The organism is Brachybacterium tyrofermentans, from assembly GCF_039526165.1.
In the GTDB taxonomy this organism is placed as follows: Bacteria; Actinomycetota; Actinomycetes; order Actinomycetales; family Dermabacteraceae; genus Brachybacterium; species Brachybacterium tyrofermentans.
In genome coordinates, this window is the sequence record NZ_BAAAIR010000016.1 from 1 (window position 1) to 26,457 (window position 26,457).

22 protein-coding genes are annotated in these 26,457 nt (G+C 70.3%); 8 read left to right on the plus strand and 14 right to left on the minus strand.

The window, feature by feature from the left end; genetic code table 11:
• Nucleotides 1-431 precede the first annotated feature (431 nt).
• Both ABD093_RS03070 and ABD093_RS03075 read right to left on the minus strand, forming a co-directional pair.
• Nucleotides 432-695, minus strand: coding sequence for a hypothetical protein (locus ABD093_RS03070; protein WP_343922351.1), 264 nt, complete (start codon nt 693-695; stop codon nt 432-434).
• A 158-nt stretch (nt 696-853) separates the two neighbouring features.
• Entirely contained in the window at nt 854-1,417 is a 564-nt protein-coding gene (locus tag ABD093_RS03075; RefSeq protein WP_343922353.1) for a GNAT family N-acetyltransferase, read from the minus strand.
• Nucleotides 1,418-1,501: 84 nt separating this feature from the next.
• On the opposite strand from ABD093_RS03075, the gene ABD093_RS03080 reads away from it, so the two are divergent.
• A complete protein-coding gene (locus ABD093_RS03080; RefSeq protein ID WP_343922355.1) occupies nt 1,502-2,509 on the plus strand; it encodes an HD domain-containing protein in 1,008 nt (335 codons plus the stop codon).
• Nucleotides 2,510-2,663: 154 nt separating this feature from the next.
• Nucleotides 2,664-3,167, plus strand: coding sequence for a hypothetical protein (locus ABD093_RS03085; RefSeq protein WP_343922357.1), 504 nt, complete (start codon nt 2,664-2,666; stop codon nt 3,165-3,167).
• A 34-nt stretch (nt 3,168-3,201) separates the two neighbouring features.
• Here the strand turns inward: ABD093_RS03085 and ABD093_RS03090 are convergent, their stop codons facing one another.
• Complete coding sequence (locus ABD093_RS03090; protein WP_343922359.1) at nt 3,202-3,408, minus strand: hypothetical protein; 207 nt, start codon at nt 3,406-3,408, stop codon at nt 3,202-3,204.
• Between the two features lie 116 nt (nt 3,409-3,524).
• On the opposite strand from ABD093_RS03090, the gene larC reads away from it, so the two are divergent.
• Together larC and ABD093_RS03100 are read left to right on the plus strand one after the other, a co-directional pair.
• The gene (larC, locus tag ABD093_RS03095; RefSeq protein ID WP_343922361.1) at nt 3,525-5,186 is read left to right on the plus strand and encodes a nickel pincer cofactor biosynthesis protein LarC; all 1,662 of its coding nucleotides are present in this window, start codon (nt 3,525-3,527) and stop codon (nt 5,184-5,186) included.
• 42 nt (nt 5,187-5,228) lie between these two features.
• Nucleotides 5,229-5,615: a cupin domain-containing protein gene (locus ABD093_RS03100; protein ID WP_193117742.1), complete on the plus strand. Its 387-nt coding sequence runs from the start codon at nt 5,229-5,231 to the stop codon at nt 5,613-5,615.
• Between the two features lie 4 nt (nt 5,616-5,619).
• On the opposite strand, the gene ppsA is transcribed toward ABD093_RS03100, so the two are convergent.
• The 7 genes from ppsA to ABD093_RS03135 form a co-directional block, all read right to left on the minus strand.
• Nucleotides 5,620-8,013, minus strand: coding sequence for a phosphoenolpyruvate synthase (ppsA, locus tag ABD093_RS03105; RefSeq protein WP_343922364.1), 2,394 nt, complete (start codon nt 8,011-8,013; stop codon nt 5,620-5,622).
• 28 nt (nt 8,014-8,041) lie between these two features.
• Nucleotides 8,042-8,992 carry a pyruvate, water dikinase regulatory protein gene (locus ABD093_RS03110; protein ID WP_193117740.1) on the minus strand — a complete coding sequence of 317 codons (951 nt, stop codon included), beginning with the start codon at nt 8,990-8,992 and terminating at the stop codon, nt 8,042-8,044.
• Between the two features lie 165 nt (nt 8,993-9,157).
• Complete coding sequence (locus ABD093_RS03115; protein WP_193117739.1) at nt 9,158-9,781, minus strand: class I SAM-dependent methyltransferase; 624 nt, start codon at nt 9,779-9,781, stop codon at nt 9,158-9,160.
• Nucleotides 9,782-9,815: 34 nt separating this feature from the next.
• Nucleotides 9,816-10,856, minus strand: coding sequence for a hemolysin family protein (locus tag ABD093_RS03120; RefSeq protein WP_193117738.1), 1,041 nt, complete (start codon nt 10,854-10,856; stop codon nt 9,816-9,818).
• The gene (locus tag ABD093_RS03125) at nt 10,853-12,346 is read right to left on the minus strand and encodes a hemolysin family protein (protein WP_193117737.1); all 1,494 of its coding nucleotides are present in this window, start codon (nt 12,344-12,346) and stop codon (nt 10,853-10,855) included. Before ABD093_RS03125 ends, ABD093_RS03120 begins: the two co-directional genes overlap by 4 nt.
• Nucleotides 12,347-12,795: 449 nt before the next feature.
• Complete coding sequence (locus ABD093_RS03130; RefSeq protein WP_343922369.1) at nt 12,796-14,805, minus strand: hypothetical protein; 2,010 nt, start codon at nt 14,803-14,805, stop codon at nt 12,796-12,798.
• A 316-nt stretch (nt 14,806-15,121) separates the two neighbouring features.
• The gene (locus ABD093_RS03135) at nt 15,122-15,808 is read right to left on the minus strand and encodes an alpha/beta hydrolase (protein ID WP_193117735.1); all 687 of its coding nucleotides are present in this window, start codon (nt 15,806-15,808) and stop codon (nt 15,122-15,124) included.
• A gap of 562 nt (nt 15,809-16,370) precedes the next feature.
• Here ABD093_RS03135 and ABD093_RS03140 point away from each other — a divergent pair.
• Nucleotides 16,371-18,077: a DUF4091 domain-containing protein gene (locus ABD093_RS03140; RefSeq protein WP_343922371.1), complete on the plus strand. Its 1,707-nt coding sequence runs from the start codon at nt 16,371-16,373 to the stop codon at nt 18,075-18,077.
• A 36-nt stretch (nt 18,078-18,113) separates the two neighbouring features.
• Here ABD093_RS03140 and ABD093_RS03145 read toward each other — a convergent pair whose 3' ends face one another.
• From ABD093_RS03145 to ABD093_RS03160, 4 genes are all read right to left on the minus strand, one after another.
• Entirely contained in the window at nt 18,114-18,509 is a 396-nt protein-coding gene (locus ABD093_RS03145; protein ID WP_343922373.1) for a hypothetical protein, read from the minus strand.
• A gap of 33 nt (nt 18,510-18,542) precedes the next feature.
• Complete coding sequence (locus ABD093_RS03150; RefSeq protein ID WP_193117732.1) at nt 18,543-19,103, minus strand: type 1 glutamine amidotransferase domain-containing protein; 561 nt, start codon at nt 19,101-19,103, stop codon at nt 18,543-18,545.
• Between the two features lie 250 nt (nt 19,104-19,353).
• Nucleotides 19,354-20,799: a mechanosensitive ion channel gene (locus tag ABD093_RS03155; protein ID WP_343922375.1), complete on the minus strand. Its 1,446-nt coding sequence runs from the start codon at nt 20,797-20,799 to the stop codon at nt 19,354-19,356.
• A 300-nt stretch (nt 20,800-21,099) separates the two neighbouring features.
• Nucleotides 21,100-22,647, minus strand: coding sequence for a protein adenylyltransferase SelO (locus ABD093_RS03160; protein ID WP_343922377.1), 1,548 nt, complete (start codon nt 22,645-22,647; stop codon nt 21,100-21,102).
• 195 nt (nt 22,648-22,842) lie between these two features.
• On the opposite strand from ABD093_RS03160, the gene ABD093_RS03165 reads away from it, so the two are divergent.
• The 3 genes from ABD093_RS03165 to ABD093_RS03175 all read left to right on the plus strand — a co-directional run bounded on the left by ABD093_RS03165 (nt 22,843) and on the right by ABD093_RS03175 (nt 26,250).
• Nucleotides 22,843-24,084, plus strand: a complete 1,242-nt coding sequence (locus ABD093_RS03165) for an ROK family transcriptional regulator (RefSeq protein ID WP_343922379.1) — start codon at nt 22,843-22,845, stop codon at nt 24,082-24,084.
• 139 nt (nt 24,085-24,223) lie between these two features.
• On the plus strand, nt 24,224-25,123 hold the full coding sequence (locus ABD093_RS03170; RefSeq protein ID WP_193117729.1) for a sugar phosphate isomerase/epimerase family protein: 900 nt from the start codon (nt 24,224-24,226) through the stop codon (nt 25,121-25,123).
• 65 nt (nt 25,124-25,188) lie between these two features.
• Nucleotides 25,189-26,250 (plus strand): Gfo/Idh/MocA family protein, encoded by a 1,062-nt coding sequence (locus tag ABD093_RS03175; RefSeq protein ID WP_343922381.1) that lies wholly within the window; start codon nt 25,189-25,191, stop codon nt 26,248-26,250.
• The last annotated feature ends 207 nt before the right edge of the window (nt 26,251-26,457 follow it).

Sequence of the window (26,457 nt, forward strand, 5' to 3'; positions counted from 1 at the left end):
GCGAAGTGTCACCACCAAGAGCCACGGAAGTGTCACCGATGTCCTGATACAGAACTGTCACCGATGTCCTGCGACATAACACCTCGCAGCCGCTCTGGCCGCCGGCGCCGCTCTGATGATCGGACTGGGCGAGCGACTCCGGCGCCATCCGGTCACGTCGTGAGAGTCCGGATCGTCTCTCGGCGGTGCGCGGGGCCGCTGCGGTGATCCCCGAGATGATCAAGAGGACGCCCATCTGAGAAGCGCCACGCTTCGCGTGATGACTGATGGGGCCCTCGTCTGGGATGAGAGCGGGGCCCAGCCCTTGCGCCACTGCGGTTATCCCGCACAGGCCGGTCCGAAAGCACTCCCGCGGGGGCTCGAACGACGCGGCGACGGCCGACGCCATGAGCCACAGCGCCGCCTCATCGCCAACGCGTTATGGCCGTCGGTCACTCCCCCGCTTCCGGAGGATTCCCGGGTCGGCCCCACCACGACCCCAGGGAGACGGCAAGGACGACGACGCCACCCACCACGAAGCCGGGGCCCATCCCCGCCATGAAGGGACCTTCGGTCAATCGATCGAGGACCCAGAAGAGGATGCCGGCACACAGGAACACAAGCCCCATCGAGCGCATCCGCTTCCAGTACGGGGTCTTCTTGCCGTTCCTCGCCACATCCACACCCATCGCTCGCCACGTCGTGCCACTCGTCATGTCGTGAGCGTCGCTCCCCCGCGCTCACCCGCCAGGGGTCCGCAGTCTCCCATAAGGGTGACCGCACTGCCCTTTGATGACCGACGTCTGCTCATGTCACCCCGCTCCGTCGACACTCAGATGCTGCCATCCGCCAAGAATGGCTTCCGCCGCCCCGACTACCTGATCCGGGAGTGGACGAGGGTGTCCCGCAGCTGGGACGGGTCCGTGGCGGAGAGGGCGTCGTTCCGCAGCACCCCGTCCAGCTCGAATCCGAGGCTGAGGGGAACTCGTGCGCTGCGGGTGTTCCGTCGGTCGCAGCGGATCTCCAGGCGCCGGAAGCCCTCCTGATCTGCGGCGTCGACGACTGCGCTGACGGCTTCGCGCATGTACCCGTGACCGGTCCGGGCGCTGGTGAGCCAGTACCCGATCTCGCCCTTGGGGACCGTCCAGTTCACCGCGAAGACGCTGATGCGGCCGATGAGGTCCTCCCCCGTCGGGTCCCAGATCGTCCAGGCGAACTCGGCGCCGTCCTCGAAGCTGCGCGCCGCGGCGGCCAGGTTATCCGTGGCCTGCTCGAGGGTCTGCGGTGCCTGTGCCCAGGGCATCCACGGCGACAGCTCGGGCAGCGAGGCGGTGACCGCCTCCGCCTGGGCCGCCGCGTCGTCGACCCTCACCGCACGCAGGAGCAGGCGATCCGTCCGGATCTCTCGGGGCAGGTGCCTCACGGCGGCGTCACTCATGCGCAGGAGGGTATCCCGGCTCCGCGCACCACGTCGCGATGATTCCCGAGCGCGCTACCGTAAGGCATCTCCCCAGGAGGTGCGATGAGTCCGGACGCTGCAGACACGCTCGGGATCGACGGCAGGTGGTTCGACCCGTTGTGGCGGATCACGGTCGAGCTGAGCCCGCTCGAGCAGGCACTGCTGGACTCGTGGCCGGTGCGCCGCCTCGGCTCCATCGCGCATGCCGGGGCGGCATCGCTGACCACCACGCAGACGTACTCCCGGCTCGAGCACTCCCTCGGCGTGCTCGCACTCGTCGCGCACTTCGCCCCCGAGGACCAGCTCGCCCGGGCGAGCGCGCTGCTCCACGACGTGGGGCACCTGCCCTTCAGCCACACGCTCGAGGGCATCGAGGGCCTGGACCATCACGAGCTGGGCCACACGCGGGTCCGGGCGATGGGCGAGCTGCTCGCGCAGCACGGGATCGATGCGGACGACGTGAACGCCGTGGACGACGGCCGCCTCGCCTCCCCGCTGACCAGCAGCCGCGGCGGGATGAAGCTGGACCATCTGGACTCCTTCCTGCGCAGCGGCCAGGCGCACGGTCGCACCCGCGACCTGCCGTCCACCCTGCTCGAGCGCCTGCGGCTGCACGACGGCACGGTGGACACGGATCCGCGGACCGGCGCCGAGCTGGTGCGGCTGGCGGTCGCCGAGGCCCGCGCGCAGCGCTCCCCCGCCGATGTCCTGCCCGTCGCGGTCCTGCGGCACCTCGTCACCACAGCGCTCTCGGGCGAGGACCCCGATCTGACGGTCGCCGAGCTCGCGGAGATGACTGACGACGAGCTGCTCACCGCCCTGCGACGCTGCCCCTCGACCGCTGAGGAGGCCAAGGCGTTCCGTCACCATCCGCTCAACTGGCGCCTGCTCGCCGAGCACGACCAGCACGACGAGACGGAGCACGGCCCGTCCCAGGCAGCTCGCGTGGAGCACCAAATCACCCGCACCTACCTCGATCCGCCCAGCGTCGACGGCGAGCTCCTCCACACCCGCGAGGCCGAGGACCTGCGTCGCGGTCTTCCCCTGGTCTTCGTGCTGCGCCGGCAGTGACGCCGCACAGCAGAACCGGCCGACGCAGAACCCCTCGCGCCACGCCGCTCGTTGCGCCGTCCCGATAAATCGGACACCCGTATAGTGGCTCGCGCCCGGCGGGCGAGGGGCCCGTCGACCACCACGACGACGAACGCCGAACAGGGGACATGCCATGAGGACCACGGAGCGCAGGAGCACGGCGGGATCGACGGGGACCACGCGACGACGGATCGGAGCGACGGCGGTCACCGCCGGCGCCGCGCTGCTGCTCGCAGGGTGCGGCGGCGGTTCGTACGACGATTCACGCGACCTCTACGAGGAGCTCCGGGTGAACTTCAACTGCGACACCGTGGACTCCGACGACTTCAACTCGTTCATGGAGGGCGAGCTGACCGACGGCTTCCCCGCCTTCGACGTGGTCGACGGCGACTGCCAGCTCGAGGACGACGACAGCGTCACCGTCAGCACCGTCGTCCCTCACGACGTCAAGGGCAAGGACTTCATGGAGGCCTTCGCCGAGGAGAACGACGAAGAGGGGTACGGCCTGCTGGCCAAGAACTGGGTGATCCTCGTGGACGAGGACGATCCCGCGGTCCAGGAATGGCTCGAGACCGTCAAGGACGAGCTCGGCGGCGAGCTCATCACGCTCTCCGGCCAGGGCGGCAGCGACTACTGAGCCCGACCAGGCCGCTCACCCCTGCAGGATCAGCTCACACCTGCAGGATCAGGATGACCAGGGCATCGAGGAACGCCCCGTGCGTGGTCGAATCCGGGATGTGCATCGTGGGCGACTCCAACAGGATCGTCCCGGTCACGGCGACGAGCAGCAGGGCGACGATCGCGGCCCCCATCAGGGCGAGCGCGGAGAAGGTGCGTCGCTCCGACGCGACGAGGCTGGACATCGGCTCGTGGCTCATGACCCCACTCTAGGGGTTCTGGGCATGGTCGCCGTACGCCCTGGGCGAACGCCGAAAGGCGGCAACCCCTGCTCACCGCGCGGCCGCCGTCGCGAGAGCGGCCTACGATCGATCCCATGGAGATCCCCTCGCCCTCTGCCCCCCGCCTCGCCTACATCGACGCGACCGCGGGCATCGCCGGGGACATGCTCCTGGCGGCTCTGGTCGACGCCGGCGCGGACCTCGACGCGGTGCAGGAGGTGCTCGACGCCCTGGTCCCGGACTCGGTGCGCTTCGTGCGCAGCACGGTGGACCGCGGCGGGCAGCGCGCCACCAAGATCGACGTGGACGTGCTGGTCACGGACCCGCCCCATCGCACCTGGGCGTCGATCCGGGAGCTGCTGGAACGTTCCCGCGGGAACGTCTCGGTGCCGGAGCGGACGATCGACCTCGCGCTGACGGTGTTCGGCCGCCTGGCCGACGCGGAGGGCACCACGCACGGGGTCCCGGCCGACGAGGTCCATTTCCACGAAGTGGGCGCGCTGGACTCCCTGGCCGACGTGATCGGGGCCTGCGAGGCGTGGCGCCAGCTGGGCATCACCGAGGGAGCGGGCAGCGTGATCGCGGTGGGCAGCGGGCGCATCCGCGCCGCACATGGCGACATCCCGGTGCCGGTCCCGGCCGTGGTGCGTCTCGCGATCGGCTGGCCGACGGTCGCCGGCGAGCTGCTGCCCCCGCGCGGGCACCAGCACGCCCACGGACCGTCGTCCGACCACCAGCCTGACCACCACCACCACGACCACGACCACGACCACGACCACGACCACGACCACGACCACGAGAATCCTCACGCCACGGACCGCACCCCGGACCACGACGCGGCGGTGCCGGTCCCCACGTCGGACGTCGACGTCCCCGCGCACACGATCCCCGCGCACATGGCCGGAGGCCCCCACGAGCACGGCGGCCGGAAGGTCCCCGCGGGCGTCGCGCCCGGGATCGGCGAGCTCGCCACCCCCACCGGCGTCGCACTGATGCGGGGTCTGGCCGGCACCTCGGGGCCGCAGCCGATGCTGCTCACGGAGGCGGTCGGCGTCGGCGCGGGCACCAAGGAGACCCCCGGCCGGCCGAACGTGGTGCGGGTCCTCGTCGGTCGGCGGGGATACGGAGCGTCGCCCGACCCGGCCCATTCCGCCAGCCAGTCCGCCTCTGCCAGCCAGTCCGGATCCGTCGGGTCAGCCCCGTCCGTCGACCCGTCGGCGCTCGCAGCCTCGGAGCTTCCCCTCCCGGCAGGGCCCGGGGGCGACAGCGTCGGCCCTCGCGCCGCGGACGCGCATGACACCCCGACGTCGGCCGTCCAGCTCGAGGCGAACGTCGACGATCTCGACCCCCGGCTGTGGCCGCGGATCATCGACGAGCTGCTGGACCTCGGCGCCCTCGATGCCTGGCACACCCCGATCACCATGAAGCGCGGCCGCCCCGCGATCACGATCCATGCCCTGGTCAGGGAACGGTCCGTGCAGGAGATCGCGGCGGTGCTGATGGATCGCACGGGCACGCTCGGGGTGAGGATGCACCGGGTGGAGCGGGTCATCCGCACCCGCGAGTTCACCGAGGTCGAGGTGCAGGGCCAGCGGATCGCCGTGAAGATCGCCCGCGATGCCCGCGGCGCCGTCGTGCGCCGCGAACCGGAGTTCCGGGACGTCGCCGCAGCGGCCCGGGTGCTCGGGATCAGCGAGCGCGCCATGCTGGACCTCGCGAAGGAATCCGCAACCAGCCTGACGGAACACTCCGACTGACGGATACTGGCTGGGACCACCGATGCTCACCTGGAGGTTCCCATGGCTGCCCTGTCCGACGCGATCACCAAGGCCATCGACCAGGCCCGCAAGGCCGAGAATGGCCGGCACGCGGAGCTCCTGGTCCATGACGGCCCCCTGCGCCAGACCGTCATCGCTCTCAAGCAGGGGGAACGCCTGGCCGAGCACAACTCCCCGCCCGCCGCTTCGATCCAGGTGATCCGCGGCAGCGTGAAGGTGACCGGCGAGGAGACCGTGGTGCTGGAGACCGGCCACGTCGAGGCGCTCACCCATCACCGCCACTCGGTCGAGGCGCTCGATGACACCGTGTTCCTCCTGACCACCGTGACCAGCGTGCCCGGCGCCGAGAGCCACAGCACCCCCGGCACCCACACCAGCGAGCTGCTGCGGGTGCGCGAGGACGACTGAGTCCTCAGCAGCCCACCTCGCCGCCGCCGTGCTGTGCGAGCTGCAGCCACGTGTCGACCACCGTGTCCGGGTTCAGGGACATCGAGGCGATGCCCTGATCCATCAGCCACTGCGCGAAATCGGGGTGGTCCGACGGGCCCTGCCCGCAGATCCCCACGTACTTCCCGGCCTCCCGGCAGGCCTCGATGGCCCGGGAGAGCATGAACTTCACGGCCGGGTCCCGCTCGTCGAAGGCATCGGCGACCAGGCCGGAGTCGCGATCCAGGCCCAGCGTCAGCTGGGTCATGTCGTTCGAGCCGATGGAGAAGCCGTCGAAGTGCTCGAGGAACAGCTCCGGGGTGGCGGCGTTCGAGGGGATCTCGCACATCATGATGACCTGCAGGTCGTTCTCCCCGCGCACCAGGCCGTGGGTGGCGAGCAGGTCGATGACGCCCTTGCCCTCGGCGGGGGTGCGCACGAAGGGGATCATGAGCTTCACGTTCGTCAGCCCCATGTCCTCGCGCACGTACCGCAGGGCCTCGCACTCCATCGCGAAGCACTCCGCGAAGTCCTCCGAGAGGTACCGGCTCGCGCCTCGGTAGCCGATCATCGGGTTCTCCTCGCGCGGCTCGAAGAGGGTGCCGCCCAGCAGGTTCGCGTACTCGTTGGACTTGAAGTCGCTCATCCGCACGATCACCGGCTCCGGCGCGAACGCCGCGGCGATCGTCGCGACGCCCTCCGCGACCCGCTGGACGAAGTAGTCCCGGGGTGAGGCGTAAGCGGCGACCTGGGCCCTGACCTGCGCAGCCACCTCGGGCTCGTCGGTGTCCAGGCGGTCCAGCTCGAGCAGGGCACGGGGGTGGATGCCGATCTGCCGGTTCACGATGAACTCGAGCCGCGCGAGGCCCACACCGGCGTTGGGGAGCCGGGAGAAGGCGAAGGCCTGCGCCGGGGTGCCCACGTTCATCATGATCTTCACCGGCAGCTCGGGCATGGAGTCCACCTCGCTGGTCGCGACGGTGAACTCGAGCTGCCCCTCGTAGACGAAGCCGGTGTCGCCCTCGGCGGCGGAGACGGTGACCTCGTCGCCGTCGGCCAGCTCGCGGGTGGCGCCGCCGGTGCCCACCACGGCAGGGATGCCCAGCTCGCGGGCGATGATCGCGGCGTGGCAGGTGCGGCCGCCGCGGTTGGTGACGATCGCGCTCGCCCGCTTCATGATCGGCTCCCAGTCGGGGTCGGTCATGTCCGCCACCAGCACCTCGCCGGCCTGGAAGTCGTGCATGCGGTCGATGTCCTCGAGCACCCGCACCCGGCCCGCGCCGATCTTCGCCCCGATCGCGCGACCCTCCACCCGCACCGTCCCGCGGGAGGCCAGGTGGTACTTCTCCACGGTGCTGCCGGCGCGGGACTGCACCGTCTCCGGACGGGCCTGGAGGATGTACAGGCCCCCGTCGGCCCCATCCAGACCCCACTCGACGTCCATCGGGCGGCCGTAGTGCTCCTCGATGATGAGCGCCTGACGGGCGAGCTCGGTGACCTGCTCGTCGGTCAGCGACAGCTTGACCTGCTCGGCGGCCTCCACGGGGATGAACTCGGTGGTGCGGCCCACGGCGGCGTCGTCGGTGTAGACCATCTTGGTGGCCTTCTCGCCGACGGTGCGCTTGAGGATCGCGGGCCGACCCTCGCGCAGGCCCGGCTTATACACGTAGAACTCATCGGGGTTCACCGCGCCCTGCACCACGCCCTCCCCCAGCCCGTAGGCCGACGTGATGAACACGGCCTGGTCGAAGCCGGATTCGGTGTCGACGGTGAACAGCACTCCGCTGGCCCCGAGGTCGGAGCGCACCATCTTCTGCACGCCGGCGCTGAGCGCCACCGAGGCGTGCTCGAAGGAATGGTGGACGCGGTAGGCGATCGCCCGGTCGTTGTACAGGGAGGCGAACACCTCGCGGATCGCGGTGAGCACCGCATCGATGCCGCGCACGTTGAGGAAGGTCTCCTGCTGGCCCGCGAACGACGCATCGGGGAGGTCCTCTGCGGTGGCCGAGGAGCGCACCGCGAAGGAGGCCTCCTCACCGCTGCCCGCGGCGAGCTGCTCGTAGGCGGAGCGGATGTCCGCCTCGAGCTGCGCGGGGAACGGCTGCTCGATCACCATCTGCCGGATGGTGCCGCCCGCCTCGGCGAGCGCCCGGGTGTCCTCGGTGTCTAGCCGCTGGAGCTGGGCATCGATGCGCTCGGCGAGACCGGTCGCGCCGAGGAACTCGCGATAGGCGTCCGCCGAGGTCGCGAAACCGTCCGGGACCTGCACGCCCAGGGCGCTGAGGTTCGAGACCATCTCTCCGAGCGAGGCGTTCTTGCCGCCGACCTGGTCGAGGTCGGCCATGCCGAGCTCGGAGAACCACTGGATGCTCTGCGTCATTGCGGGCTCCTTCTTGGGGGTGTGCTGCTCAACGGGACGACGTCCCACGGCGATCGAGCGATTGGAGGATCAGGGTGGACATCTCCTCGACCGATCTGGTCGAGGAGTCGACGAAGGGGATCCCGTACGCGTCATAGACGCGTCGGGCCCGGGACAGCTCCCAGCGGGCCTGCTCGAGGGACGAGTACCGCGAGTCCGGCATGCGCTCGGTGCGTACCGCGGCCAGCCGCTGCGGGGAGATCAGCAGGCCGAAGCAGCGATCTGAGAGCGTGGCGATGGACTCGGGCAGCACTCCGGCGGCGAGGTCCTCGTCCACCAGCGGATAGTTCGCCACGAAGATCCCGTGCATGAGCGCGAGATACATGCTGGTGGGGGTCTTGCCGCAGCGAGAGGGGGCGATGAGCACCACGTCGGCCTTCTCGAGCGCCCGCACGGACTGGCCGTCGTCGTGCTCGATCGCGAACTCGACGGCCTGCATGCGCCGGTTGTAGCGGTGGGAGTCGCCCACCCCGTGCAGGCGGGCCGGCGCGTGATCGCCGCTCATGCCGAGCTGGGACTCGAGCTGCGCGAGGTGCCCGCTCACGAAGTCGACGACGGGGGCACGCGTGCTCAGCAGCTCCTCGCGCACCGCCTCGTCGACGACGGTGAGGAACACGATCGGCGCGACCGTCCCGTCCATCGCGGCGTCCAGCCGCTCGCGCACCTGGCGGGCCTCCTCGACGCTGCGCACGAAGGGGATCAGCGTGCGCTCGAAGGGCGCACCGGGGAACTGGATCAGGAGGGCGTTGCCCATCGTCTCCACGCTGATGCCGGTGGAGTCGGAGATGAAGAAGACCGGGACGGCGGTGGCGGCCGCTCCCGGGGCGAGGGCCGCCGGGCTGAGCGCCTCCGAGCTCCCCGGCTCTGCGACTGGAGGCTTTGTGGCTGACGGTTCCGTGGCAGGCGGCAATGGCGGCGGGATCGGCAGTGAAGAACCCAAGGGTGCCCCTTCCACTGGGCCCGGCGCGCACACCGGGGACACGACGTCGTGCTCGCGGCCAACGTAACGCGGCCCGAGGGTGCGACGGCAGTATTTGGGTCGTGATCGCAGTCTCATCCGGGCGCAGGGCCCGGTCCGGGTCGGGTCGGGCGCCGCCGATCGCGGTCAGGCGCGGGCCAGGATGCCCACCAGGAAGTCGTCGGCCGCAGGGCGCAGATCCCAGGTGGCGAACCTCTGCTCCAGACGCAGTCCGCCCGCGGCGGCGTCGGCCTCGAAGTCGTCGACGTCATAGCCCCGGTCCAGCCCGAATCCGACCACGAGACGCCCCTCGGGAGCGAGGTGCGCGGCGAGGCTGGCCAGGGCCGGCCGACGCTCGCCGCCGGCGAGGAAGGTGAGCACGTTGCCGGCGCACAGCTGGAGGTCGAACTGCTCCGGCCGGCCGTCGGCGTCGCGGAGGTCGAGCTCAGCGAGGTTCCCGACCTCCCAACGGGCGTCGGGGTGATTCTCGCGGGCCACGTCGATCAGGTGCGGGTCGAGGTCCACGCCGACGACCTGGTGGCCTGCGCGGGAGAGATGTCCGCCCAGTCGTCCTGTGCCGCAGCCGGCGTCGAGGATCCGGGCCGCTCGCGGGGCCATGGCGTCGATCAACCGGGCCTCGCCGTAGATGTCCTTCCCGGACGCCTCGATCCGTCGCCATCGCTCGGCGTAGCCGCGCGCGTGCTCGGGATTGCGCCGCACCGCCTCGGTCCACAGGTTCGTCACGGGGCCGGGGGAAGAATTCTGCGTCATCCCCCCATGGTGCACTGCCGGCGGTTCACACGGCTCAGGCGGCGATGCGGGAGTCGTCGCGGATCTGACCCACGAGCTCCTCGAGCATGTCCTCCAGGGTGACGATGCCGACCACGACGCCGTTCTCGTCGGTCGCGGCGCCCAGATGCGCCCCGGAGGCCTGCATCGAGGTGAGCGCCTGCCGCAGCGGTTCGTCGGCGCCGATCTCCGGCAGGGCACGGATGCGCTCCCCGGGGATCGGGTCGTGGCGGTGGGCCTGCACCGAGTCCAGCAGGTCCTTGATGTGGACGTAGCCGGTCAGGCGCCCGTCGGCCGCCTTCACCGGGAATCGGGAGAAGCCCTCGACGGCCGCGGTCTCCGCCTGGGCGGCGGTGACGCCCTCGGGCAGGCTCGCGATCTTCTCCAGCGGGATCACGAGGTTCGCGACGCTGCGGGCCTCGAAGCGCAGCGCCCCGAGCAGCAGGGCCTCGTCGTTGTCCTCGAGCAGGCCGCCCTCGCGGGACTCGCTGACCATGGCGGCCACCTCGTTGCGGTTGAACACGCTGGTCACCTCGCTCTTGGGGGTGACGCCGAGCATCCGCAGCACGAGGTTGCCGATGCCGTTGAGCAGCCACAGCACGGGCCGCAGCACGGTCACGATGCCCATGAGGATCGGCGCGAGGATCAGCGCCATCCGCTCCGGTCCGGCCAGGGCGATGTTCTTGGGCACCATCTCGCCGAACACGACGTGGAGGTACGTGACCAGCGACAGAGCGATCACGAAGGAGATCGGATGGACCATGGCGCCCGGCACGCCGAGGGCGTCGAAGGGCACCTCGAGCAGGTGGGCGATGGCTGGTTCGCTGATCGCGCCGAGCGCGAGCGAGCACACGGTGATGCCCATCTGCGCGCCCGCCATCATCAGCGAGACGTGCTCCATGGCATTGATCGTGACCTTCGCAGCCCACTTCCCCTCGAGGGCCTTGGGCTCGATCACGGAGCGCCGCGCCGAGATCAGCGCGAACTCCGCGCCCACGAAGAAAGCGTTCAGCAGCAGCAGGATCAGGGTGAGGGCGAGGCCCGTCGTGGTGCTCATCGCGCCGCCTCGCTCTCTTCGCGGTCCTTCGCGGCGCGCCGCTCGGCCTTCTCGCTGTCCCGTCGCTCCGAGCGTTCGCGCCGCTCGGCCTTCTCCCGCTCGCGGCGGGTGGACCTGTCCTCCTGGCCGTCCGTGTCCTCTGCGTCCTCGTGCTCGTCCGCGAGGGGCTCGACCTTCACGTGGACGGTCTCGATGCGCAGACCGTCGACCTCGGTGACCTCGATGCGCAGCTGCGCCGGGCCCTCCCCGGGGGCAGGATCCGTGGCCACGACGATCTCGTCCCCGACCTCCGCGAGCCGGCCCAGCTCCATCGTGACCAGGCCCCCGAGGGTGTCGTAGTCCTCGTGCTCGGGCACGGTCACCCCGAGGCGCTCGGTGGCCTCGTCGGGCCGCATCCGGGCGTCGAGGTCCCAGGAGCCGTCGGGTTCCGGGGTGTCGTCGGTCTCCTCGTCGTGCTCGTCGCGCACCTCGCCGACGATCTCCTCGACGAGGTCCTCGAGAGTGATCAGGCCGGCGTGGTCGCCGAACTCATCGACCACCACTGCCATCTGCAGACCCCCGCTGCGCAGGGTGTCCATCAGGTCGTCCAGCGGGACGGTGTCCGGCACGAAGGTGGCGGTGCCCATCACGGTATCGACCAAGGTGGTGGGCCGTGCCTCGAAGGGCACGGCGAGACCGTGGCGGATGTGGGCGACGCCGGCGATCTCGTTCTCGTCGGTCAGCACCGGGAAGCGGGAGTGGCCGGTGGTGCGGGCCAGCTCGAGCAGGTCCTCGACGGTGTCGTCCACATCGAGGGAGTCCATGCGGCCGCGCGGCACCATCGCGTCATGGGCCCGACGGTCGCCGAAGGCGAGGGTGCGCTGCACGAGCGAGGCGGTCTCCGCCGCGAGGGCGCCTTCGTCGGCCGAACGCTTGACCAGGGCGGAGAGCTCCTCGGCGCTGCGTGCGGAGCCGAGCTCCTCCTGCGGCTCGACGCCCAGGGCCCGCACCACCGCGTTCGCGTTGCCGTTGAACAGGCGGATCGGAAGGGCGAAGATCGTGGTGAAGATGCGCTGGAAGCCGACGACCGCCTTCGCGGTGCGCAGCGGCTGGGCGATCGCCATGTTCTTGGGGACCAGCTCGCCGAAGATCATGGTCATCGCGGTGGCGAGCACGAGGGCGATCGTCACGGACACGGACCGGGCGGCGACCGTTCCCAGGCCCAGATCCACCAGGGCGGGGCCGATCAGGGCGGCGATCGCGGGCTCGGCGAGGAAGCCGATGCCGAGGTTGGTGACGGTGATGCCCAGCTGCGCCCCGGAGAGCTGCGTGGAGAGGGTCTTCATCCCCTCGAGCACGCCGCGGGCGCGTTTGTCACCGTTCGTGACGGCGGCCTCGACGTCGTTGCGGTTGGCGGTGATGAGGGAGAACTCGGCGGCGACGAAGCCACCGCAGGCGACGACGAGCAGGAGCCCGACGCCGAGGGATATGAGGGGACCGATCAGGTCCATGGACGGATCCCCCCGAGGAATGCATGTCGTGTCAGGCCCGAAGGCCTGGGACTCTCACTCGGGGCGTCGCTGGCGGCGCTCATGATCTCCTGGTGCTCCTCAAAGTCCCCGCCCGGCGTTCGGAGGGGAATGAAGGAATGCTACAACCCGGCGCCTGGGTGCGGGAGGGGTTGTGGATGCGACCTCCCGCACCACCAGCCGTCCAGTCAGACGGGCAGGCGGGCAGACGGGCAAGCGGTCAGCCAGCCAGAGCTGAACCCTGCTTGCCTGCCCCGGCCTCAGCGCATCCACTGGCGGGTGGCGTGCAGGCAGCGCCATACACGCGCTCCCGGCACACCACGCGCCACTCGATGCCTCCGCTCCCCCGGCAGGCTCCCGCGACAAGCTCCCGCGGCGTGCTGCCGCGACGTGCCCTCGCAGGCACGGACTCCGTCAACCCGGGCCTTCTCTCACCCGCCGTGCGGTCCCTGCATCGGCCCCGTGCCGGCATCGCCCGTGGACCCGCCGACCTCAGGAGCCGCGCCACCCGGCTGAACCCCACCACCCGGCTGAGGTGCGGCGTCCGGCTGAACCCCATCGCCCTGCTGAGGGGTGGCCCCACCGAAGCCCGCACCACCGTCATCCGACACGCCGCCGTGCTGGGGCGCACCCGAGCCGGCCTGCACGCCAGGTCCCGCAGCGCCGGACCCTGCGGCTGCCTCGGTCGTGGACCCGCCGAACAGCGCTTTGAGCTTCGCGCGGTTCAGGAAGGCCACGATTCCCGCGGCGAGGAGTAGGCCGAGGACCGCGAGAACGGCGAGGATGCCGACGATGGCGCCGATCCCCAGGCCGGTGCGCTCTGCCGCGAAAGTGAGGATGACGCCGTGCGAATCCTCCACCGTGATGGTCTCCTCCCCGAGGACCGCCGTGCCCTGTTCGTCCTGGGTCAGCGAGGTGGGGCGGAGCCCATCGCCGCGGATCGTCCAGGTCGCCTCGGAGCCCGCCTTGTCCCAGAGCTTCTCATTCAAGCCCATGGCCAGCGACACGGAGTACGTCCCGCCATCGCGTTCGACCACGGACACCTCTGGGGCCCCGTCCACCCCGTCGAAGCCGAACTTCTGGAGGGCACCGGAGAACTCCGCGGAGGTCTCGGCCTCGGCGGTCCGGGTGTAGGTGACGATGCCCTCGGATTCGGAGCGCTCGGTGCCCTCCCCCAGGAAGGCGACCACGTTCTTCTCAGTGACCACAGCATCGTCTGCGGCGGGCAGCGAGAGGTCCATGGTGACGGTCCCGCCGCCATCACGATTGATCGTGACGTCGTAAGCGGCCTTGCTGAAAGTGATGTTCTTCGTGATGACCTGCGCCTCGGTGCCGCCCTCGAGCGGAATCTCCTCGGTCGCGTCCGGATTCTCCACGTCGCCGCCCGAGAAGCCGGCGGGGACCAGAAGCGCCTGCTCGAGCGTGCCCATCTCCCCGCAGGCCACGGTGCATTCGATGGTGTCGACCACGCGGGTCTCGATCGCGAAGGGGTCGTCGGAGCTGGGCGCGGTCTCGACCGACAGCACGCTCCCGGTGGTGGCGAGAGCGGTGTCGGTCCAGGTGCCGACCTGCTCCGCGGTGCCCTGCGGGAAGGCGATCACCCAGGTGGTGCCGGTCTCACCGGCCGGCGTGAGCTCTCCGCCCTCGGGCGTCGCCGCCGCGAAGAAGGCATCGAACTGATCCTTCGCGTCCAGGTACGTGGCGCGCGTCAGCTCGTAGGTGAGGGTGCGGGTGTAGGCATCCGCGGCGGGATCCTCGGCCCCCGCGGTCACCACCTTCACGCTGTCGAAACCGACGGCTGCGGCGTTGGTCCACACCGTGGCGGAGCCGTCGCCCGCATACGAGTCCCGCTCGAGCTCGGATCCGTCGACCGAGACCGTGACGTCGCCCTGCTCGAGGGCGCTGTCGATGTCGCTGTCGGTCGCGTTGGCGACCTTGCCGTCGTCGACGAGCGCCTTCACCGCCCAGCGCGTGAGGTCGTTGGCGGTGAAGTTCCGAGTGAGGGTGTACCCGGAGCTGAACGGGGGGCTCGGCGGCGTGAAGGTGACCTCGGCGGTCTTCGTGAGCTCCCCGGCGGCCAGGACCGGCTGGGCCTTCGCCGCGTAGTCCTTCGCGTCCTTGAACGAGAGCGTGAGGGTGAAGACGGTGTCGGTGCCGTTCTTCGTCATGCCCTGGTACTCGAGGCCCGGGTTGTTCGCCTCGATGACGGACTCGATGGTCGCCGCACCACCCTCGACATCCTCCATATCGGTCTCACCGATCACGACCGCGAGGGTCTGGACGCCGGATCCGTCGGCTTCGATCTCGGTGCTGTCGTCGACCTCTCCGCAGGCGGCCAGCAGGAACACCGCGGCGATCCCGGCGAAGAGCAGCAGGAGGAGCCTCGAGCGGGAGAGACCGCGTTCTGCAAGAGAGGAGGACGGGCTGGTGGTGATGTGCATGGCATCCTCTGGGGACGACGGAAGGGCTGGCCCCGCCGAGCGAGATCGGTCGCCGTCAAGCCTAGAGTAGCGAACACACTTTCGTGACGATTGTCCACGATTGATGGGTATCCACGTGGTCTCGCCCGCCTCGGCGCAGCCGCTGGCGGATGGCGCGAAGGCAGCGTCATATGGCGGCGACCTGCACGCCGCTCGATGCCTCCGCTCCCGCGGCAAGCTCCCCGGACCCCTGCCCCCTTGACCCGGGGCTGCCCCGAGCGCCATCGGCTCAGCGACCCGGTGAGACAGCGACAAGGCGAATCAGCGACTCAACGACTCAGCAGCCTGGGGAGTCCGCCGCCCGGCGCTGCAGGAAGGCGGCGATGGCGCGCAGCTCGACCTCGTCCACCGCGTGCCCGAGATGCGGTCTGCTCTCCTCCTCCGTCCGCGTGTGCTCACGCATGAAGGCGCGCACCGCCTCCTCCCGCTCGGGGTCGAAGTGCGGGTCCATGCCGCCGTGCCCCCACAGCGCAGGCGGAGCGACCTCGGCCAGGGCCGCATCACCCGGCATCGGCGCGGGGAACGGGAACCCGGAGAGCTGCACGATCCACTCCAGGGCATGAGGGTCGCGTCGCAGCAGCTGCAGCGCCAGAGCGCCGCCCTGGGAGAAGCCGATAGCGCCGGCCACGCGGATCCCCTGGGACGCCTGGCCGGCGATCCAGGCCTCGACGGCGGCGGCAGAGGTCTGGATCGCCTCGGGGCCGGCCGGGTCCACGGGCATCTCGAACCAGGCGTAGCCCTGCACATAGCGGTAGATCCCCCGCAGGGAGGCGTAGGTGAAGTCAGCCGGCAGGAAGGAGACGAGGCCGGTGAGGTCCTCCTCGTGGCTGCCCAGCCCGTGGAGCAGGATCACGACGGGCTTGCCCTCCGGCGAGGATCCCTGCGGGTCCACCCGCACCACGGCGTCCTCGTCGATCGCCGGGCAGATGAGCTCGACCGGGGCGTACTGGGGTGCATTCGACATGCTCCGAGGGTAGCCGCCGGGCTCGGCCCGGGCCTGGCGTGCGGACCGCATCGGGTCCGGGCAGGGAAGGACCCGCAGGTTGCGCCTCTGCGCTGGTCGGATGGACGATGTCCGACCACCTGCGGGTCCCGGCAGCTCGGTGGGATTTCGCTGCAGGTCCGTCGATCTGATGGCCCGCCGATAGCGGGTCAGGTCGATGGTCGCCTCAGCGGCGAGCCACCTCACTTGTCCGATAAGAAATCACTTCTCGGATCACCTCCCTTCTGTGTCCGACCACCGTACGACGGCAGCCGCGGGCAGGCAACGGAATAATCCAGTGCGACTTTGGAGCTGTCCTCACCTGCACGAACAGGCCCCGAGGTCGCACTCGATGAGCACGCACAGGGCCTCGTCGGGCACGTCGCTCGGATCCGAACTCTTACCGGCTCCCGGCCGGGGCCGCCGGCTCCCGATCGGGGTCGACACTGCGTGCGGACAGGCCTCGGACCGACCGGGACACGCCGGGTCAGGCATGCCAGGATGGTCGCCGACATCGATGTCGTCCCTGACGAGGAGTGCTGCCGTGCAGTCTGTCCTGACCGATTCCCTGGAGAAGGTGCTCGGGGATGCCGCCCCGCGCCCCGCCGAGCTGATCGGGGGTGCGCATGCGTCGGGGTTCCTCGGCGAGGTGCTGTCCGTGCAGGTCGCGCTGCTGCTCGACGAGCACGAGGCCCCCGATACCTCCTCCCCGGACCAGTTCGCCCACGCCTCACGCGCCCTCGATGGCCGTAACGCGGTGGTGCAGGTGCAGATCACGGGTGATCTCGCCGAGCTCGTCCGGCTCCACCTGGTGCGGCGCGTCCCGGTCTCCTCCCCCGCGCCCCAGGATCCCGACGAGCACTACCTGGTCACCGAGCCGGGCGAGTATCCCGACCTCCTGGAGCCGGTGGCCGACGGGTCAGTGCGCCTGACCCCGGGCACCTGGGAGTCCCTGTGGATCGACGTGGTCGGCGCCTCGGAGGCCGACGCCGGAGACCACGCGCTCACCCTGACGCTCACCAGCGCCGACGGGGAGAACGTGCTCGCCGAGCACGTCGTGCAGCTGAGGATCCATCCGCAGACCCTGCCCGCTCTCGCGATCACCAACACCCACTGGTTCCACGCCGACAGCCTCTCGACCTACTACGACGTCGAGGTGTTCTCGGAGCGGCACTGGGAGCTCATCGAGGCCTTCCTCGCCTCGGCGCGCGAGATGGACGTGAACTCCGTGCTCACCCCGACGTGGACTCCGCCGCTGGACACCGCGGAAGGGCACACGCGCCCGACGGTGCAGCTGGTGGGCATCCGCGACCAGGACGGGCACTACAGCTTCGACTTCCACCGGGTGGACCGCTGGCTGGGGATCTGCCTCGACCTGGGCTTCACCGGCATCGAGGTCGCGCATCTCTTCACCCAGTGGGGCGCTCGCTTCACCCCGGCCATCGTGGTGGAGACGGTCGACGGGCTCGAGGACCGCTTCGGATGGCACGTCCCGGCGACCGCCCCCGCCTACCGCCGGCTGCTCGAGGCCCTCGTCCCCGCGCTGCGTGAGCACCTCCAGGACCACTGGGACGGCGAGGTGCTCTGGCATATCAGCGACGAGCCGGGCCAGGACCACCTCGAGGCGTATCGCGCCGCGAAGAGCCAGGTCGCCGACCTGCTCGAGGGTGCCCACGTGGTCGACGCGCTGAGCTCCTTCGACTTCGCCGCGCAGGGCGTGGTCGCCACCCCGATCGTGGCCACCGACCACGTCGGCCCGTTCCTCGAGGCCGGCTGGGCACCCTGGGTGTACTACTGCGTCTCCCAGAACCGCGAGGTCGCCAACCGGTTCATCGCCCTGCCCTCGGTGCGCAACCGGGTGCTGGGCCGGCAGCTGTTCGCTGTCGACGCCCCGGGCTTCCTGCACTGGGGATACAACTTCTGGTGGTCGCAGTTCGCCCTCGAGGCGATCGACCCGTTCCAGGAGACCTGCGCCGGCGGTGCGTTCTTCGGCGGCGACGCCTTCGCCGTCTATCCGGGGCCCGACGGGACACCCTGGCTGTCGATCCGGCATCGCGTGTTCGCGCAGGCCATGGCCGACCATCGGGTGCTGACCTGGCTCGCGGAGCTCACCGACCGGCCGAGCGCGAAGGCGCTGATCGACGAGGGCGGCACCCTGACCTATTCGTCGTTCTCCTACGACGTGGGCGACCACCTGCGCTCCCGCCACGCGGCCGACGAGAAGATCCTGGAGGCCCTGGCCGCAGGATGAGGTGACCCCGGGCAGGGTGAGCGGACCTCGGTCCGCTCAGACCTCGGGGTCGGCGAGGTCCCGGTCCGTGCCGGCGGCGTCCCCGTCGGAGCCCGCGATCTGGTCGAGCTCCTCGTCCTCCAGGTCGCTCTCCATGCGGTCCTCGTCGCGGTTGCCCTGCTCCGCAGCCACCGTGTCGTCGGCTCCGCGTTCGCGGTCCGCGTCGAAGCCGTAGCCGTCCGCATTGCGGGATTCGGCTCCCTCGGCGGCGACTCGGTCGGTCTCCAGCGCGTCGTCGATGCTGACTGCGTCGGCGTCGTCCTCGACGGGGCGCTCGTACTCGTCCTCGCTGGTCTCGGCGAGCTGCTCCACCTCGGAGTCCTGCATCGGGTCATCCTGCAGGGCAGCGTTCTCGGGGATCTCGGGGATCTCGGGATCAAGAGACTTGGTCATGGCTTTCCTCCTGCGGTCAGGGGTGGAGTCTGGTCAGGCCTGGCTCAGGGCGTCGATGATCGCCGCCCCGAAGGCGTCGAGGTCCCCGGGGTTGCGTGAGGTGATCAGGCGGAAGCCCGTGGAGTCGTCGAGCACGACCTCCTGGTCGCTCCACTGCGCCCCGGCGTTGACGAGGTCGGTGCGGATGGTGTCCACGGAGGTCAGCCGACGGCCGTCGGCGAGGCCGGCCTCGATGAGCACCCAGGGTGCGTGGCAGATGGCGGCGACGGGCTTGCCGCTCCCGGCGAAGGCCTTCACGAGCGATCGGACGGTCTCATCGGTGCGCAGGGCATCCGCGTTCAGGGTGCCGCCGGGCAGCACGACGGCGTCGAAGTCGCCTGCCTGCACGGAGTCGTAGGTGGTGTCCACGGGGACCTCGGGCCCGAGGTCATGGTCCACCACGAGGGTCTGCACGGTTCCGGTCTCCGTCGCCGCGACGGTGACTGTCGCGCCGGCTTCGCGCAGCGTGGCGAGGGGGCGCTGGATCTCGTCGGTCTCCGTGCCGAAGTTGCTGGTCAGCACGAGGACTGCACGGCCTTCGAGGACGTTGGTCATGAGCTTCACCTTTCCGTCGAGAGAGACGGCGGCGGAACCCGGCGTGCGGTGACGTCGACCTCCGGACCGCCTGTGTTCCCGACCGTAGCACTGCGGTCTCCGCAGGCTCTGCGGACCCGCTCCGGAAGCTCTCCGGACCTGGCCAGAGCCCACCCGGGACCTGCTCCACATACCTCGAGGCCGCCATGGCGGAACCATGACGGCCTCGAGGCCGCTGCGATGCGGGGAAGCGTGCAGCGAGAGGGGCTGGTCAGTCCTGCGGGCGCGGGGGCACCGCGGGGCCGCCGGACGGAGCCGGGCCGGAGGAATCCGGACCCGAGCCGGTCGTCGGACCAGCCGTGGTCGCCGGACCGGCGGAGGAGGTCGCCGGGCCCGAGGCCGCGGCCGGAGCAGGCTTGTGGGCCTGCGCCTTCTCCAGCTTGGCGAGCTGACGGGCCGCGGCGTCACGTCCACCGAGACCGAAGGCCAGCATCGCGGCGGCGGCGGCACCGATCACGAGAGCGCCGAAGGCCATCTCGATGATCGAGTCGGCCACGCCCATGGCCTTCAGGCCCATGGCCACGAACAGGATGATCACGGCCCACTTCACGATGGTGCCCGCGGTGCCGCGGAGCACCTTGCCGACGATCATCGCGATGAAGAAGCCGGCGGCGATGATCGCACCGCCGAACAGGACGTTGCCGCCCAGCTCGAGGATCTCGCTGAGGATCGCGGTGATCTGCGGGAAGCCCAGGGCCTGGGCGCCCATCACGGCGAAGAACAGCACCACGGCGATCTCGACCACGCGCAGCACGGTCGGGGTGGCGGAGGAGCCCTCCGGGAGGATGTCCTGCTTGGTCAGCCACGCATCGATGCCGGAGCCCTCGAGGATCGGGCGGAACAGCCCGGAGACGAAGCGGCCGATGAGCACGCCGATGCCCACCAGGACCACGGCGGCGATGATGTTCGGGATCGCGGTGAACACCGAGGTGAGCATCGCGGAGGCCGGATCGGAGATCGACGCGATGCCCAGGATCTGCAGCGCCGCGATGGACACCACGATCATGATCAGCGCGAAGACGACGGATCCGAGGATGTCAGGAACCTTCGACGCCGGAGCGGTGGGGCGACCCTGCTGCGCCTGGCCCGGCTGACCTGCCTGCTGGCCGGGCTGACCGGGCTGACCGGCGTGCCCCTGAGGTGCGGTCTGGGCATGAGCGCCCTGCGGGGCCTGGGCGGCGGCCGGGCGGCCGGCGGAGGTCACGCCGCCGGTGGCCTTGTCGAAGCCGGACTGGGCGGTGCCCAGCAGCTTCCCGAAGTCCACGGCGTTCAGCGCGGTCACGATCAGGGCCTTCACGATCTTCGCGATCGTCAGGCCGATGATGAAGACGAAGACGGCACCGATGATGTTCGGGATGAATCCGAGGCCCTGCTCGAGCATCGAGATGACGGGCGAGAGCACCTGGGAGAGCTCGAAGATCCCCAGGATGATGATCAGGCCCAGCAGCCAGATGACCATCGAGGCGATCGTGCCGATCGAATTGCCCAGAGCGGCTCCGTCCACGCCGGGCCGCCGGAGAGCCGGGACCTTCTGCGTCAGGCTGGCGACGCCCTTCTTGACCAGCATGGCCAAGATCGCGGTGATGATGAGGATGACGACGGCGGCGAGAACTTTCAGTCCCAACCCCGCCCAGTCGAAGTTCGATAGGGAATCCACGGGATCCTCCGGAGCTCGAGGGGAAGATGGTCACCGATCACGGCCGACGGCCCTGAGGAAAACCGGTCGGTCATCGGCCAAGGAATCATCACGATTCCTTCATGACGAGCATGGTCTATGACCTACGTCACGTCCAGAAGTGCAGGTGAGACGCGATTGCCGGGCGTCGCACGAATGTCGTATTTGCCCGAGAACTGGTGATTCGTCGTGCCAGCCGACGAAGGCCGGCCCGACGTCCGCTCCGTTGGACAGGTGCTTTCAGCGCCCTCGCGTCCCGTCGGTACCCCGGGGCACCAGCGCTCACGTCCCGCAGAAGGTCAGGAAGTCCTCGCCGCCGTCCCCGGCGCCCTCGAGGTGCGCGTGCTCTGCGCGATGATCGAACGGCTCGCGCACGGCGTCCAGAAGGGTGCGCACCGGGGCGAGATCGCCCAGATGGGCGGCACGGAGGGCGGCATCCAGGTGCACGTTGCGCGGGATGTGCACGGGGTTCGTCCGGACCATCGCCGCCTGGGCGACGTCCGCCGCAGGCCCGGTGCCCCGCAGCGCGAGCAGCTTCTCGTGCCACGCCCGGAAGGGCGCCTGGTCGGCGAAGAGAGCGGCGGGGTCCCCGCCGCTCAGGGCGCGGAAGAAGCCCGTGTGGTCGACCTGCTGCTCCTCGAGGAGTGCGAGGACCTCAGCGCCCATCGAGCGCACGGCCGCGAGGCGGTCGCTCACGCCCTCATCACGCGCGCCGCCTCCCTCGCGGTCAGCTGCGATCTCACCCGTCGTCGAGATCCCGAGCTTCGCCGCCAGTCCCCGGGCATACGCGTCGAGATATGCCGGCTCGAAGCGCTCGAGCACCGCGGTCGCCTGCTCCACGGCGGCGTTCGGCTCCTCGTCGATCAGTCGCACCAGGGTCTCGGCGAACCGGGACAGGTTCCACAGCGCGATGCCCGGCTGATTGCCGTAGGCATAGCGACCCCCGCGATCGATCGAACTGAACACGGCGTCGTGGCGATGCCTGTCGAGGAAGGCGCAGGGGCCGTAGTCGATGCCCTCGCCGGAGATCGTCATGTTGTCGGTGTTCATCACGCCGTGCACGAAGCCCACGAGCATCCACTGCGCGAGCAGCTCCGCCTGTGCCTGCACGACACCCTCGAGCAGAGCCAGCGGCGGATTCTCCGCGTCGCCCGCCGCCGGGTGGTGGCGCTCGATCGCGTGGTCGACGAGCCGTCGGAGCGCCTCGAGGTCGAGATGCCACGCGGCGTACTCGAAGGTGCCCACGCGCAGATGGCTCGCCGCCGCACGCACCAGGATCGCGCCCGGCTCCGGGGTGACCCCCTGGCGCGGGGCGATCTGCTCACCGGTGCCGAGCACGGCGAGAGCGCGGGTGGTGGGCACGCCGAGCGCATGGAGGGATTCGCCGACCACGGCCTCCCGCAGCATCGGCCCCAGGGGCGCCTTCCCGTCGCCGGCGCGGGCGAAGGGGGTGGCCCCGATGCCCTTGAGATGCAGGTCGCAGAGCGTGCCGGTGGCTCCGCGCAGATCGCCGAGGAGCACGGCACGGCCGTCCCCCAGCTGCGGGTTCGGGCTGCCGAACTGGTGGCCGGCGTATACCTGCGCGGTGGGGAAAGGGCGCTCCGGGGCGGCGGCACCCGAAGGCAGCGGGCGCCCCTGTGCATCGACCTGCCCCGTCAGCAGGGCGATCCCTTCGACGCTGCGCAGTCGCACCGGGTCATAGCCGAGCTCACGAGCGAGATCCTCGTTCAGCCAGAGCAGCTCGGGATGCACCGGAGCCTCCGCCTGCCAGGGGATCGAGAGCTCCGGCACAGCGGCGGCATAGGTCTGGGACAGGACCGGATCGTCCATGGCTATCGCCTCCTGTCCGCCACGCTACCGTCGTCGGAGGAAAGCCCTCTCTTGACACCGGGCGGCCTCAGAACGAAGACTGGTCCCGGACAATGTGAAACCGGGTTGCGAAACAGAGCACGTCGAACAGAGCACGCCGACACGACGCGCCGCGACACGGGGCCGCCCGCCGGACGACGAGAGCGAGGGAGCTCGATGAGCGCGATCGAAGGAAGCTCCTCGGGCGTGCGACAGGCCAATGCCCGCGACTGCGTGCTCGCCCTCCGCGCCGCCGCAGGTCCCTTGAGCGTCGCCGAGCTGGCCGCACGCACCGCGCTCTCGCGCCCCACCGTCGACAGCGTCCTGCAAGATCTCACGGCGAGCGGCACCACGGTTCTCGCCGCCACCAACGTCGCCCGGGCCGGGCAGCCCGGACGTCCCGCCCGGCGCTTCGCGCTCGACCCCTCGGCCCGCTCCGTCGCCGGGGTCGACCTCGGCGAGCGCTCCGTGACCTGCGTGGTCACCGATGCCGCCGGCGCGGAGCTCGCCCGTGCCACGGTCCCGATGGAGGGCGGGGAGCCCGTCCAGGCGATCGAGCACGCCCTGCGCGAGACGGGTGCCGCCCCTGCGGCGATCGGGGTCGCCGTGCCGGGCATCGTCGGGGCCGACGGGCGCGTCGCCCAGAGCCTCGCGCTGCCCGGCCTCGTCGGCCGGGATCTCACCCACGAGCTCGAGAACCTCCTCGAGGCCGACGTGGTGGTCGAGAACGACATCAAGCTCGCCGCTCTCGCGGAGCGGCATCTGGGCCCTCCCGCGGAGTCGATCGCCTATGTGCAGATCGGCCATCGCATCTCCGTGGCGCTGATCGTGGGCGGCACGATCCTGCAGGGCAGCCACCGGCTGGCCGGGGAGCTCGGCAGCCAGCGCGGCATGCGCTGGACGAGCACGTCCCGGCGCGGGCGGCTGACCTGGTCGACCGGGGACACGGCCCGCCCGCTGCTCGGGCGGGCGGCGGCCGGGGATTCCGCGGCGCAGCAGGAGATCGCCGCCTTCTGCGAGGAGATCGCACCCCGGATCGCGACCGTGCTGCTGACCATCGACCCTGAGCTGGTCGTGGTGGGCGGTGGACTGTCCCGGGAGGGAGAGACCCTGCTGGGTCCGCTGCGCCGGAGCCTGCACCGCCTGCTCATGACACCCGAGCGGCCCGAGGTGGTCGCCGCGCGCCTGACCACCGACGGCTCTCTCACCGGGGCGCTGGGCAGGGCGTTCGAGCACGGCTCGGCGCGCATCGCCGGCGTGCCCGGCGTGCCCGCCCCGTGGAGCGCCTTCCTGTCGGCGTCGGCGTCCCCGGGAGTCGAGCTCTCCGGCCCCGCGCCGTCAGCCGCCGATCTGTCGGTCGCCGACGAGTCCCCGAGCAACGAGTCCCCCGGCGAGGAGTCCGTCGCAACCTCCTCCTGAGAGCACTCCCGCCCACCTCGGCCCGACCAACCCGACCAACCCGCACGCCCCGGCACCGATTCGACACCGCCGTCACCCCTGAGAACACCCCTGGCACCTCTGAACGCACCCCTGGCACCCTCCCGCGAAGGAACACACCATGACCACCGGCATCAGCCTCGGCTTCAGCTCCTACAGCTTCCACTCCAAGCTCTCCACAGGCGAGATGACCCTGCCCGAGGTGATCGAATGGGTGGCCGCGAGCGAGGGCGAGCACCTCGAGCTCGCCTCCCTCGGCGACGACGCGGACTCCGCGATCCCCAACATCACCTCTGATCCCGCGTACGTCGAGGAGATCCGCGCCGCCTCGCAGAAGGCCGGCGTGCCGCTGTCCACCCTCGCGATCGGCGCGAACTTCTTCACCGACGATCCCGAGGAGCTGGCCTCCCAGGTGGCGCGCGTGAAGAAGTACGTGGACCTGGCCGAGACGCTCGGCATCCGCCAGATGCGGCACGACGTGGTGGGCCATCCCGGGCTCGAGGGCGACGACACCCCGCAGTTCGAGAAGGCGCTGCCCTCGATCGTCGCCGCCAGCAAGGAGATCGCCCAGTACGCCGCCCCCAAGGGCATCACCACGAGCCTCGAGAACCACGGCTTCTTCGTGCAGGCCGCGGATCGCGTGCGCCGGATCATCCACGCCGTGGACGAGCCGAACTTCCGCACCACGCTGGACGTGGGCAACTTCGTCTGCGTCGATGAGGCGCCCGAGGTGTCCGTCGCCCAGAACCTGCCCTACGCGATGGTCGTGCATTTCAAGGACTTCTACATCCGTCCGGCCGACGCCGCCCCCGGCGAGGGCTGGTTCCGCAGCCGCGGCGGCAAGCATCTGCGCGGCGCGGTCGTCGGCAACGGCGACATCGACCTCCCCGCCGTGGCCCGCGCCATCAAGGCCTCCGGCTACACCGGTTACGCCTCCATCGAGTTCGAGGGCTGGGAGGACTGCCTGCTGGGCTGCGAGCGCGGCATCGCCAACGCCCGCCGCCTGCTCGAGAACGCCTGACCCGTCCCGTCCTACCCACCACCGCACCGGCTCACCACTTCTCCACCCCTAAGGACTCACAGATCATGACGAAGTTCCGAGTCGGCGTCATCGGCGCCGGCAGCATCGCCCAGTCCCACCTCACCGCCTACTCCGAGAACGCCGACGTCGAGCTGATCGCCGTGGCCGACATGAACCTCGAGCGCGCGCAGTCCGTGGCGGACACGTTCGGCGCCAAGCGCGCCTACGCCGATCCGCACGAGCTGCTCGCGGACGACGAGATCGACGGCGTGAGCATCTGCACCTGGAACAACTCCCACGCCAGCTGGGCCATCGCCGCGATCGAGGCCGGCAAGCACGTGCTGGTGGAGAAGCCGATCGCCCGCACCGTCGCCGAGGCCGAGGAGATCCAGCGGATCGCCGAGAAGCACGACCGCGTGGTGCAGGTCGGCTTCGTGCGGCGCCACTCCCCCAACTGCCAGGTGCTGAAGTCCTTCATCGACGCGGACGAGCTGGGCGAGATCTACTACGCCAAGGCCAGCTGCATGCGCCGGGTGGGCAACCCCGGCGGCTGGTTCGCGGACAAGGAGATCTCCGGCGGCGGCCCGCTGCTGGACATCGGCATCCACGTGCTGGACCTGTGCTGGTACCTCATGGGATCCCCCAAGGTGGTCTCGGTCAGCGGCAACACCTACGACAAGCTGGGCAGCCGCGGGAACGTCACCACGATGCCGCGCTACAAGGCGGCGGACTACGACCCCAGCAAGAACACCGTCGAGGACCTCGCCAACGCCGTGATCCGCTTCGAGAACGGCGCCTCGCTGCTGCTGGACTGCTCGTACTCGCTGCACGCCACGAAGGACTCGATCGACGTGTCCGTCTACGGCGAGAAGGGCGGCGCGGAGCTCGAGCCTGCCCTGCACATCGCCACCGAGATGCACGACTCCGTGGTGAACATCGAGCCGCAGATCGCCTCACGCACCTTCGAGTTCGGCGTCGGCTTCGCCCACGAGATCCAGAACTTCGTGGACGCGAGCCTCGGCCGCGCCGAGTCGGTCGCCCCGGCCTGGCACGGCGTCGAGATCGTGCGCATCCTCGAGGCGATCTACGCCTCCGCCGAGTCCGGCCAGGAGATCTCGCTGGTCTGACGGGCACCGCCGAGCCCGCACACGACCGACTCGATCGATCCTGTCGATCCTGTCGATCCTGTCGATCCGATCGATCCGATCGATCCGATCGATCCGGCCGACGAAGGTCCCGCGCGCGCCGGGGAACGTGGAGTCACATGGGTCCATGACCCAGAATCTCCCGCTCCCCGGCGCGTCCTCGTCAGACTCCCAGCAGGGCCCCGCCGG

Coding starts and splice junctions, on each gene's coding strand:
- ABD093_RS03070 (WP_343922351.1), bottom strand. CDS start 695: ATGACGAGTGGCACGACGTGGCGAGCGATGGGTGTGGATGTGGCGAGG.
- ABD093_RS03075 (WP_343922353.1), bottom strand. CDS start 1,417: ATGAGTGACGCCGCCGTGAGGCACCTGCCCCGAGAGATCCGGACGGAT.
- ABD093_RS03080 (WP_343922355.1), top strand. CDS start 1,502: ATGAGTCCGGACGCTGCAGACACGCTCGGGATCGACGGCAGGTGGTTC.
- ABD093_RS03085 (WP_343922357.1), top strand. CDS start 2,664: ATGAGGACCACGGAGCGCAGGAGCACGGCGGGATCGACGGGGACCACG.
- ABD093_RS03090 (WP_343922359.1), bottom strand. CDS start 3,408: ATGAGCCACGAGCCGATGTCCAGCCTCGTCGCGTCGGAGCGACGCACC.
- larC (WP_343922361.1), top strand. CDS start 3,525: ATGGAGATCCCCTCGCCCTCTGCCCCCCGCCTCGCCTACATCGACGCG.
- ABD093_RS03100 (WP_193117742.1), top strand. CDS start 5,229: ATGGCTGCCCTGTCCGACGCGATCACCAAGGCCATCGACCAGGCCCGC.
- ppsA (WP_343922364.1), bottom strand. CDS start 8,013: ATGACGCAGAGCATCCAGTGGTTCTCCGAGCTCGGCATGGCCGACCTC.
- ABD093_RS03115 (WP_193117739.1), bottom strand. CDS start 9,781: ATGACGCAGAATTCTTCCCCCGGCCCCGTGACGAACCTGTGGACCGAG.
- ABD093_RS03120 (WP_193117738.1), bottom strand. CDS start 10,856: ATGAGCACCACGACGGGCCTCGCCCTCACCCTGATCCTGCTGCTGCTG.
- ABD093_RS03125 (WP_193117737.1), bottom strand. CDS start 12,346: ATGGACCTGATCGGTCCCCTCATATCCCTCGGCGTCGGGCTCCTGCTC.
- ABD093_RS03130 (WP_343922369.1), bottom strand. CDS start 14,805: ATGCACATCACCACCAGCCCGTCCTCCTCTCTTGCAGAACGCGGTCTC.
- ABD093_RS03135 (WP_193117735.1), bottom strand. CDS start 15,808: ATGTCGAATGCACCCCAGTACGCCCCGGTCGAGCTCATCTGCCCGGCG.
- ABD093_RS03145 (WP_343922373.1), bottom strand. CDS start 18,509: ATGACCAAGTCTCTTGATCCCGAGATCCCCGAGATCCCCGAGAACGCT.
- ABD093_RS03150 (WP_193117732.1), bottom strand. CDS start 19,103: ATGACCAACGTCCTCGAAGGCCGTGCAGTCCTCGTGCTGACCAGCAAC.
- ABD093_RS03160 (WP_343922377.1), bottom strand. CDS start 22,647: ATGGACGATCCGGTCCTGTCCCAGACCTATGCCGCCGCTGTGCCGGAG.
- ABD093_RS03165 (WP_343922379.1), top strand. CDS start 22,843: ATGAGCGCGATCGAAGGAAGCTCCTCGGGCGTGCGACAGGCCAATGCC.
- ABD093_RS03170 (WP_193117729.1), top strand. CDS start 24,224: ATGACCACCGGCATCAGCCTCGGCTTCAGCTCCTACAGCTTCCACTCC.
- ABD093_RS03175 (WP_343922381.1), top strand. CDS start 25,189: ATGACGAAGTTCCGAGTCGGCGTCATCGGCGCCGGCAGCATCGCCCAG.